The sequence below is a fragment of the Kitasatospora purpeofusca genome, assembly GCF_034043715.1.
GTDB classification, from domain to species: domain Bacteria; phylum Actinomycetota; class Actinomycetes; order Streptomycetales; family Streptomycetaceae; genus Kitasatospora; species Kitasatospora purpeofusca_A.
Genome location: NZ_JAXCLC010000056.1, coordinates 53,782 through 63,493, shown reverse-complemented (window position 1 = coordinate 63,493; position 9,712 = coordinate 53,782). Strand labels below are relative to the sequence as shown.

The following is a 9,712-nucleotide window of genomic DNA, read 5'->3' as shown; positions in this document are numbered from 1 at the left end:
CCGCCGCTCCCTGCCCGACTACCGCAGCCCGGCCAGGACGCACGACCTGCACCTCCTGCCCGAGTACCACGCCCTGGTCGCCAGCGGCACCAAGACCGTTGAGGTACGCACCGCCAGCCCGACCAAGAACCTGATCCGCCCCGGCGACCGGATCGACTTCCGCACCGACCACGACCGGCCGGTCACCTGTGAGGTCGTCCGCGTCGGCCGCTACCCGGACTTCTCGGTCCTCCTCGACGAGGAGGACCCGGCCGCGATCAACCCGGCCACCGACCGGGCCGCCACCCTTGCCGCCCTGCGCGGCATCTACCCGCCCGACAAGGAGCAACTGGGCGCCCTCGCCATCGAGATCGCCCTGCTGGCCGCCGACCACCCCGACCGGTAGCAGGCCGTGCGGCGGCGGTGCCCCGGCCGCCGCAATCCCGGCCCGGACGACGTACCGAACAGAACGGACGCACATGGGCCACCTGCCAGGGAACACGCTCACCGCCGAGCAGTGAAACGACGCTCTCCTGCTCTGGCACTGGGGGTGTAGGCGATCTCCACGTTGTTCGCCGCCGCCCACGTTTCGACCCGCTGGCACCGCTTCGTCGTCAGGTGCGGCGAGTAGTTGTCGGCCACGATCGCGATCCGCACGTCCATCGGGTGCAGCGAGCGCAGGTAGCGGCAGAACTCCAGGAACGTGGAGCGGTTCTTGGTCTTCTTGATGTGCCCGTAGCGCTGGTCCTTGCCGAGGTCGTTGACGGCGAACAGGTGCCGGACCCCGTGCGGGCGGGTGCAGGTCGCCCGCCGCCCGGGCCGGGGCCCGCGGTCGGGGTCCTTGTGCCGCCCGCCGCGCACCGCCCCTTCCGGCCGGGGCGGGACTGGAGGTCGAGCGGCCCGAACTCGTCCATGCAGTAGACAACTTCTGGCTCGCCCTCCTCGGGTATGACCTCACCGTCGGCGATCGCGTAGAGGTGCTCGACGTGGGCCTTCTTCGTGGCGTAGTCGGGGTCGTGGGAGATCTTCCAGGTCTTCACGCGTTGAAAGGAGACGCCTTCCTCGCGGAGCAGGATGCGAAGGCCCTCGTGGCTGATGTCGTCGACCACCCCCTCGGCGACCAGGAAGTCGGCCAGTTTGGCCAGGCTCCAGGTCGAGAAGGGCAGGCCGTGCTCGGCCGGCTTCGATTTGGCGATCTTCTTGGTCTCGCGACGTTCGGGCAGCGTGAAGGTCCTCGGCCGGCCGCCCCGGTACTTCGGGTAGAGCGAGTCGAAGCCGTCCGTATTGAAGTTGTGGATCACGTCCCGGACGCGGTCCGCGCTGGTGAACGTCACCTCGGCGATCTTCGCCACGTTCATGCGCTGGGCGGAGAGCAACACCATCTGGGCCCGCCGCCAGGTCACCACCGAACTGGTGCCCCGGCGGACAATCCGCAGTAGCCGCCGCCCCTCGTCCTCATCGATTTCCCGGATCGGCGACGGACAGTTCCTCATCGTCGGTCATCCGGCGATGCTCGCACGACGTTCGACACCGATCACACCCAATATCGAACCTGCCCGTTCTGCGGACAGATCCGGAGGAAAGGCCCTAAACGCTCAACCATTCGCAGAGTGGCAGCTCCAGGACTCCCAGGTTCTCCCAGACGCAGACCTCCAGGGTCGAGAGGTACCCCCCGAACGCGAAGATCATCGCCTCCCCGATGTACTGACCATCGGCGCCCTGGACGTTTCCGTCAGCCATGACCGGACTTCGCTCCACCACGGGCCCAGCCGCCACGGTGTCCCGGTCCACTCGAAGGTCCACGGTCGGACACCCGCATGTACATCCGGGCTTCATCCACACATGGGGTATCTGTGCCCGGTACGCCCGGTCCACATCAGTATCCCCAGCCAACAACAGCTCCAAGGTCCGACGCACATCCTCGCTGAGTGGTCCCCACACCTCTGGTGCTCCTCTCCCGATCGCCGGGGATCGGCATTGCGGCACCCCGGGCACTCGCTCTCACTGACAGAACAGCTTATTCCCTGCTGACCTGCGAGATCAGATTGACAGCCAGAGATAACGAACGGCCTCACCAGGCCCCAGCTCCTCGCGGTCTCCGCCGCCTCCAACCGCAGCAAGGGCGACCAGACCCCGGACCAGTGGAAGCCACCATCCCGGTCGGCCTGGTGCAGCTACGCCAAGGCCTGGACGGACGTGAAGAGCTTCTACAAGCTGACGGTCACCAAACCGGAGAAGGCAGCGCTCGGCGAGATGCTCGACACCTGCCCGGCGGGATCATGACCGCCCCGGACCTGCCCGCCGGGCCCGAGCCGTTCGTCACTCTGTCCCGGTGTGTCCTCCGCCTATCTGGTGCTCCGGCCTGTTCCCGCTGGTCAGGGCCTCGGGCGGCAGTAAGTCAAGTAAGGCGCGTCACCCTGGGCGGCCCGGCATGCTCGCCGCCCTCGCCGAGGACGTCACCGCGTTCGCCGAAGCGGTCGGTGTCGAGGTGGAGTTCGTCCGGATCGCGGTCACCCAGGAGCAGATCGAGCAGTATCACCTGCACCTGCGGTGAAGCCCACCGATGTTCATCGCCGGCTGAACACGCTGGACTGAGTACGTCGTTCCCCCGAGCTGACGGGCCGGGCTGCGGTAGAACAGCAGGCATGACCACTGCCTCAGCCCGGCTGCTGGTGCTCGGTGATGACCACCAGGATCCGCTTGACCGGCTCGCCTACCGTGACGTCGCGGCGAGGGCCCACGAAGCTCTCGAGATCGCGCCGCACTATCAGGGCGAAGGCTCGATGGCGGCACGTGAGGACGCGCTCCACAATGCCATCGCAGTCGCCGTGCCGGCGATCGTGGCGGCCGCGCTGTTGCGACTCTTCGACGATCCTGCAGCCCGTCTCACCGGCGAGCAGCAGGAGTACGTGACAGCCCTGGCCGTGGGCCTCGACGTGGACACGGCGGAGAACCTGTCGGGCGCCAACGGCGACGGTCTGGAGGATCGCATTTCGACATGACCTCCGCCGCCACATGCCTTGTCCCGGCTGCTGATCAAACGGCGCCTGCCCATCGAGGGCCGTTGCTGTCGCTCGTCCGAGTGATCCGGGAGGCGAACACGCCTCGGCGGGGTCTCGTGCAGTGTCCTGCCGAGGATCAGTTGGTGGCGCGCGCCGAGCGGAGCGACCGGCCGAGTTCGTCGACGAGTAGACGAGGGTGGCGGCGCCACCACCACATGTCGATAGGGTCGAATCCGCTGATCCGGTGGAACTGCGACAAGGCGATGCCGTCGTCGAAGACGGTGACGGCCCGGAAACGGTCGTCGAGGGCTCTGATCTGCGGGGACCAGAGGACGATCACGCGGTCAGTGAGGATCGGCCACGCCTCGTGCAGCCAGTTCCGGCTGTAGAGGTCGTTGGTGTATTCGTCCACTGAGTCGCTGTAACCGTCCTCGACTCTGGTCACGAGCCAGGCCCACTTGTCGGCCATCTCTTGGACGGTGAATGCCTTGCGCCAGCCGCGGCGATGCAGGACCTCGCCTGCGGCCTGCTCGTTGTGGGGCTCCATATGCCGGAGCCTGGCATACGGAACGGTCCCGTGACCACGGGTTTCTCCGGGTCACCGGACCGGACTGAGCGGCACCCACCTGGTTGTCAGGTGCCCGCGATCTGGGCTTCGAGGTCGGCGACGCGGCGGTCTTGGAATCGAAGGTTGGAACGGGCGGCCTTGAGCTGCTCGTCGAGGGTGCGGTTGTCGGTGGTGAGTTGGCGGACGCGCTGCTTGAGCGTGGTGTTCTCGGTGGTGATCCGCCGGATGGCCTACTCGGTCCGATGGGCCCGCAAGTCCTGGACCTCGCCGAGGAGTTCACCGATGCGCGCTTGCGCTGGGAGAGGGTCTCGGTGTGGGTGGCCTTGAGTGGGTCTTCGGCGTTCGCGCCAGGTTGCTTCGCGTTCGTGGTCCTGGCCGGCGAGCATCTGGTTCCGGCGTTCGCCGTTCTCGACCACGGCGGCCAGCAACTGCGGCTGCAGGCCCAACGGGCCCTTGCGCGGCCGGCGCCGGGCTGACAACGCGTCCAGCACCGACTGGACGTGCCGACGCCAGCCGCCGACCACGCTGTAGTGCCAGCCCGCGGCCGCCGCGACCTCCCTCGTCGCCGCGAGCTTCACCGCGTCCTCGTACCGGACCAGGGTTGCTGGGCGGACATCGAACAACCAGATGCCGTCCGGCATCAGCGCCAGGAAGTCCGACATGTGCGCCGAGTGGCCGTCGGCGTGCTCGAACTCCAGCCGGAAGGGCTGCGGCAGCACTTCCCGGACCTGCACGAAGTCCAGCGCCAGCAGCAGATCCCGTTCCTCCAGCGACTCGAAGCCGTACTGGCGGCCGGTGGAGACCAGGAACTCCAGCCCCGGCCGGTGCCGCTGCCGGGCTCGCCAGGTAAACCGGCGAAGTGGCTGCGAACTCAGCACCGGCACCGAACCCAGATCCCGAACCGGCCAGACGACCTGGCCGCCGTCGAACTGCCAGGTCGTCGACCATCGCCGCGGCCAGGGCTCATGGAGCACCAGCTGCCCGCGAGGGCACCCGTCTTCGGTGAATGCGCCGATCAGGTCGGTGAGGCCAGGCGCATCTGAACGGATGCCAGGGCCGGTCCGCGTACTCATGACCCCACGACACCATCCGTAGCAGGTAGCGCAGGCCGACATCCTCGAAGGAGACGCCCGACCCAGCGACGATCACCCTCTGGAGCGATGGCCAGTCAAACCTCCTGACGACGCCCGACGGGATTCACACCCGCCACTGCTTCACCGGCCGACCGCCCACCCACCCAGAGCCGCCCCCAGAGGAGGCACCCCGACTGCGACGTCGCCCCTAGCTGGCCGTTCGGTTCGGGTGGTCTCGCGGCACCGCCTGAGCCCACCCGCGTACGTCGTCCAGCGCTCCCGGCGGGTGCGGGCCACCGGCTCGGGCATGGGGATCCGTCCGGCTGCGACGGCGGCCAGCAGGGCGTGCACCTCGGGCCGGGTGAGGTGGAAAACGGCCACGTGCTGGTCAGCCGTCTCTGCAGCGAGTTCCTCCGTGCGGTGGCTGCCGACCTTGACCAGGCACACCCGCCACCAGATGTCCCACGACCACTCGGCCGCGCGCCGCCTCTCGTGCACGTCGGCGGTCAGCAGCTCGGCGTCCGAGATGTGCCTGACGTAGGCGATCGGCTCAAGCTCCAGCACGGGAGCCTGCTCGCCGACGGCGAGCGCCGCCCCAGGTGAAGAAACGCGAGCCGGTTCGGCGGACGCATCGGTGCTGAGTGCGTTCACGTCGGCGTCGACGCTCATGGGCGGGAACGTGGGCGCCTCTGCGCGGGAACCCAGCGCGACGGAAGCCACGTACCGGCTGGTCAACGAATTCCGTCGGTTGCCCCGGTCTGCTCATCATCGTGGTCGTCGCGCCGCAGGTTTTCCCGGACCACTGCCGCCGGGCCCGCCGGTCGGTCACTCGTCTGCGCGGGCGTTGAGCCCACACCGCTCTGTGATCTCGTCCGGGACCGTCTTGCCCTTGCCTCCGGGGGCGTAGCCTTGGAGGCCGCCGCGTGCCTGTCGTCGCCGACCACGAGTCAGATCGTGCGCGTGCAGACCGAGCGGGTGCAGGACTCGCTTGCCACGATGTTGCCGTTCTCGTCGATCATCTCGATGACGACCCGCTGGACCCCGCCGGGGAGGGGGATGGAGAACGGCTCGTTGAGGACCTGGTCCGGGCCGCCGGCGTATGCCCAGGGGCTGCAATAGCCTTGATCCTTCGCGCTGCCGTTGTAGGCGTCGGCGCAGATAGCGCGCTGGCCGCTGGCCGCGTGCACGACGCCGCTGAGGGACGCCGTGTAGCCGCTCGTGAAGTGGATCGAGCCCGACGTCTGGCTGTTGCCGTACGTCATGGCGAAGGGCTTGGTCACGTCGCCGGTGGCCGCCTGCGCCGGTGCGGCGGCGAAACCGAGCGCGGCGGCAGCCGCGATGATGGTCGTCAGGAGAGTCCTGCGCATGATCGGCACCTTCTTCGTCGGACGAGATTTCGGTGGACGAGCGTGAGCGACCGACATCATCGTGCCTCCCGGCGACCGCGGGCAAGGGCGCCACACCGGCCGCCGGTCACGGTGAGCCCCTCCCGCGCGTAACCCCGTGGCACAACCCCCGCAGGACTACCCTGTGGCCGGAGCTGACGCCACGGCGACAGCGGCGAGCAGGGCGATCATGCGCACGGTGGGCTGACCAGCTGGAGGTCGTGGTCGAGCAGGCGGCAGGCGTCGGCGAAGACCGCTGCCGGTCCCGGGCCCAGTCGGGCGAGCCGGGCGGCCACCCGCGCGCGGCGCGTCCTCCCGCTCGGGCGGCTGCGGGGCGGAGGCTTGATGCTCAGTCATCCATCCAGGATTTCATACCAGTCGGTCACCGTCACCCGCCTGACCGCGGCACGTCGCGGGCCGGCGGGCCGGTCTCAGGGGCGGAGGCGGCCGTCGATGGCGGCGTCGATCAGGCGCTTCGCGCTGTCGCGGACGGTGGGTGCCGCGGTGCGGAGGTTGCGTTCTACCTCGGCAGCAGGGATGTCCAGCACCCGGTCGAGGCCGCTGAGCAGGGTGGGGAACGGCGCCGCCGCAGTCGCGACGTGCATCAGCTGCTCGGCCCAGCCGTGACGGATCATGGCGGCCGCCATACCCACCAGCAGCAGGCGCAGCAGGGGGTCCTGGTCGAGGGCGGCGGCATTCTGCAGGCCGGCACTGTTGGGCTTGCCGGTGGCCGCGGTCAGCATCCGCGCGGCAGTGGCCAGGCCTCCGGCCAGCACGACGGCGATGCGACGGGCCTGGTCCAGCTCGGCGTCGCTCGCCTGCGCGAGCGCCCGGGCCATGCTGGGCAGCGAGGTGACGGCAGCACCGGCGTCGAACATGTCGACGGCCGGTCCGACCAGCGACGGTCCCGCACCGGCCACCCGCTCACGGCGGCCCGGAGAGATCCCCAGGACCCGCTCGGCCACCAGCGCGTCGCTCTCGCTGACCTGCGGCTGCTCGCCGAACGCGAAGGTGCGTATCAGGGTTTCCAGGGTGCCGGCGCGCTCCGCCGCCGTCACCCGGACCGTGCGTGGCAGGGCGTCCGGTCCGCGGGGGGAGGCCATCTGTGCGGCCAGGGCCGCCAGCGCGGTGTCGCGATCGGCCGGCCGGCTGTCCCCGAGCCGCGCGGCCTGCGCCGCCACCTCCTCGTCGAGCCCGGTGCGTATGCCCTCCAGGACCGCGGCGAGGGCTTCGCGGGCGGCGGCCGGCTCGATCCGGTGGTCGTCCAGCCATAGCAGGGCGAGCAGCTGGGCGCGGTCCTTGGTGCGGGTGCGGTGGGTCATCAGGTCTACCAGCTGGCGGTCGGCACCGGCGGGGTACAGCCACACCGGACGAACGCCGGCGTTGGCCACGCGTGAGGGCCTCGGGATCAGGCCCTGGGAGCGGAAGGTCTCCAACAGCCGCGCGCTGACCTGGTGGCCGGCCGTCGCTGCGGCGTGCAGCAGGTCCTCACCCCGGAGTCGGGGGCCGGCGATGTCGTCCGTCATGGGCCAAGGGTAGTGGCCGCCGCCGGACACGGTTCGAGGGCTCCGGGCCCGGTTCGGGCAGGTACTCCCGGCCACGGTCCCCACAACGTGCAAACAGGCAAGTCACGCTTGATGCAGCGCAGTTCCCGTTGGTTGTGTGGTCTTGGGCCCGCTGCGGGGCCTGCTCGGGAATTCGATGCGAAAGGAACTATTGATCATGAAGACGAAGTCGGTGTCCGTGGTGGCGCTCGCGGCGCCGTGCGCGCATCTGCTCGCCCGCCGGTGGGCCCTGCGCAACGGCCTCCGCCCGTGGGAGGTGTCCCTGGTCGCGTGGGCGGCCGGCGCGCTGGTGTCAGCGGCGGTAGTGCGGCTGTAGCGGTTGGCGGCGTGTCGCCCCGGGTGAAGGCGCCATTGCCCAGGGCGTGCACGGCACTCCTAGGCCATGCCGAGTAACTACTCCGGCCTGCGGGCCGAGGGCCTGGCGGGTGCCCGGCCGGGGCCGGCCAGCACGCCCGCCGGGCCCGGGCCGGGACCGCTGTGCTGTCAGTTTGCCGCGGGGCCCTCCGACAGAATTCGTTCGACCTGTGGGGACGTCCGGTCCACCGGGATTCATTTCCCAGGCCGCCGGAGAAGGTCTCCCAGGGCACTCGTTGCGGGATGCTTCATCGGCCGGGGACGGCGATGCCCTGGGTCGTCCTGCCGCTTCCGCTCCAGTCGCCGGTGACGGGGAATCCGCTGTCGCCGTAGGAGACGGAGGTGGTGGAGCCGTCGGGGGCGCCGCCACGGAAGTGGAACACGCTGCCGGCGGCCCGGTAGACGCCTACCTGGGTGGTGCCGCTGCCGTTCCAGTCGCCGGTGAGGGGTGTGTCGCCGCGGTTGCCGAATCCGATGACGGTGTCGGCCTCGCCCCCGTGCGGGGAGTTCACGAGGTAGAAGGTGGCGGTGTCGGGGTCGAACAGGCCCGGGGTGTCGTAGCCCTTGTGTGTCCAGTCTCCGGCGATCGGCTTCCAGTTGCCGCCGTCGCCCAGGCCGAAGGACGTCACGGTGCCGTCGTGGTGGCGCAGGTGGAACTCGGCGGTGCTCGGGCGGTAGATCCCGACCTCGGTGGTGCGTCCGCCGTCCCACCGGCCGACCACGGGGACGTCGCCCGGATTCCCGAACCCGAACTCTGTGCTGCTGGGGCCGCCGTCGAGTGAGTTGGTCAGGTAGAAGTGGGCGGTGGTGGGGTCGTAGGCGCCGGGGGTGTCGCCGCCGATGCCGTCCCAGTTGCCCGTCAGCGGGATCATCGGGCTTTTGCCGAAGTCGACCGCGACCCGGGTGGCGACGTTCGACTGGGCGGAGTCGGAGAGGAACCAGCGCAGGACGCCAGGGGCCTGGGGCGGCAACGGGCGGGAGCGCACGAGCATGATCCATTCGGCGAGGTCGTCGGTGCGGGTGTCGTAGGCTCCGGTGCGGGTGGTCGGGGCTGCGCCGAGGCAGCCGTTCTGCCAGGAGCGGCTGTTGAGGGCGGCGAGTTCGTCGTGGTCGCCCACCTTTCGCAGGGCGGGGCCGCCGGTGTCGCCCTTGCAGACGGTGGCGTCCGCGGGAGTCTTGGCGGCGATGGCCAGACCGGTCGGATCGACCGTGCCGACCGAGAAGAGCGCGGTGTGGAGCTTGTCGGGCACCCACTCGGTCCTGGTGCGGCCGTAGCCCGTCACCCGGAGTTCCTCGCCCGGAGTGGGGGCGGTAGCGGACACGGCGAGCGGGGTGATGCCGGTGACAGGGGTGGCGAGCCGGGCGAGGACGACGTCGCGATCGGCCCGGGGGACGAGTTCGGCGATGTCCCGGACCTGACCCGCGGTGGTGGTGAGGTCGGTGCGGCCCACGGTGGCGACGGTCCTGAGGACGGGCGGGCCGGCGGGGACCGTCGTCGGCAGGGCCGGGTCGTCGGCGAAACAGGAAGCGGCGGTGACGATCCAGTACGGGTCGACCAGCGCACCGGTACAGGCGCGCTTGCCGTCGCCGATGTCCAGCTTGGCGGTGAACGCGTACGAGCCTGTGGGTGCGGTGTCGCCGCTGACGGCGGGCGCGGGCGTGCCGGCCAGCAGCGTGCCGGCGAGGGCGGCGGCGGTGAGCGTCCCGGCCGTCCGTGCGGAGCGTGGGCGAAGCATGGGGTGGTTCTCCGTTCCTGGATCTGGGGGCGCGGTGGGTGCGGTCAGCC

11 protein-coding genes and 2 pseudogenes are annotated in these 9,712 nt (G+C 70.1%); 5 read left to right on the top strand and 8 right to left on the bottom strand.

What is annotated here, in order from left to right; genetic code table 11:
* A partial coding sequence (locus tag SM793_RS25945) for an ASCH domain-containing protein (protein WP_320440691.1) occupies positions 1-385 on the top strand: 385 nt, incomplete at its 5' end.
* Between the two features lie 101 nt (positions 386-486).
* Here the strand turns inward: SM793_RS25945 and SM793_RS25940 are convergent.
* Both SM793_RS25940 and SM793_RS25935 read right to left on the bottom strand, forming a co-directional pair.
* Positions 487-1,472 (bottom strand): annotated as a pseudogene (locus SM793_RS25940) (IS630 family transposase); the annotation flags it as partial.
* Between the two features lie 94 nt (positions 1,473-1,566).
* Positions 1,567-1,719, bottom strand: a complete 153-nt coding sequence (locus SM793_RS25935) for a hypothetical protein (protein ID WP_320440690.1) — start codon at positions 1,717-1,719, stop codon at positions 1,567-1,569.
* A 324-nt stretch (positions 1,720-2,043) separates the two neighbouring features.
* Here SM793_RS25935 and SM793_RS25930 point away from each other — a divergent pair.
* The 3 genes and pseudogenes from SM793_RS25930 to SM793_RS25920 form a co-directional block, all read left to right on the top strand.
* A pseudogene (locus SM793_RS25930) lies at positions 2,044-2,262 on the top strand (HNH endonuclease); the annotation flags it as partial.
* A gap of 148 nt (positions 2,263-2,410) precedes the next feature.
* The gene (locus tag SM793_RS25925) at positions 2,411-2,533 is read left to right on the top strand and encodes a hypothetical protein (protein ID WP_320440689.1); all 123 of its coding nucleotides are present in this window, start codon (positions 2,411-2,413) and stop codon (positions 2,531-2,533) included.
* Positions 2,534-2,624: 91 nt separating this feature from the next.
* Complete coding sequence (locus SM793_RS25920) at positions 2,625-2,981, top strand: hypothetical protein (protein ID WP_320440688.1); 357 nt, start codon at positions 2,625-2,627, stop codon at positions 2,979-2,981.
* Positions 2,982-3,117: 136 nt separating this feature from the next.
* On the opposite strand, the gene SM793_RS25915 is transcribed toward SM793_RS25920, so the two are convergent.
* From SM793_RS25915 to SM793_RS25895, 5 genes are all read right to left on the bottom strand, one after another.
* Complete coding sequence (locus tag SM793_RS25915; protein ID WP_320440687.1) at positions 3,118-3,528, bottom strand: hypothetical protein; 411 nt, start codon at positions 3,526-3,528, stop codon at positions 3,118-3,120.
* A 251-nt stretch (positions 3,529-3,779) separates the two neighbouring features.
* Complete coding sequence (locus SM793_RS25910; protein WP_320440686.1) at positions 3,780-4,622, bottom strand: hypothetical protein; 843 nt, start codon at positions 4,620-4,622, stop codon at positions 3,780-3,782.
* Positions 4,623-4,763: 141 nt separating this feature from the next.
* Positions 4,764-5,291, bottom strand: a complete 528-nt coding sequence (locus tag SM793_RS25905; protein ID WP_320440685.1) for a hypothetical protein — start codon at positions 5,289-5,291, stop codon at positions 4,764-4,766.
* A 278-nt stretch (positions 5,292-5,569) separates the two neighbouring features.
* Positions 5,570-5,989 carry a hypothetical protein gene (locus SM793_RS25900; protein WP_320440684.1) on the bottom strand — a complete coding sequence of 140 codons (420 nt, stop codon included), beginning with the start codon at positions 5,987-5,989 and terminating at the stop codon, positions 5,570-5,572.
* Between the two features lie 449 nt (positions 5,990-6,438).
* Positions 6,439-7,533, bottom strand: coding sequence for a hypothetical protein (locus tag SM793_RS25895; RefSeq protein WP_320440683.1), 1,095 nt, complete (start codon positions 7,531-7,533; stop codon positions 6,439-6,441).
* A 196-nt stretch (positions 7,534-7,729) separates the two neighbouring features.
* On the opposite strand from SM793_RS25895, the gene SM793_RS25890 reads away from it, so the two are divergent.
* Entirely contained in the window at positions 7,730-7,888 is a 159-nt protein-coding gene (locus SM793_RS25890; protein WP_320440682.1) for a hypothetical protein, read from the top strand.
* A 286-nt stretch (positions 7,889-8,174) separates the two neighbouring features.
* Here the strand turns inward: SM793_RS25890 and SM793_RS25885 are convergent, their stop codons facing one another.
* Positions 8,175-9,662 carry a S1 family peptidase gene (locus SM793_RS25885; protein ID WP_320440681.1) on the bottom strand — a complete coding sequence of 496 codons (1,488 nt, stop codon included), beginning with the start codon at positions 9,660-9,662 and terminating at the stop codon, positions 8,175-8,177.
* Between the last annotated feature and the right edge of the window lie 50 nt (positions 9,663-9,712).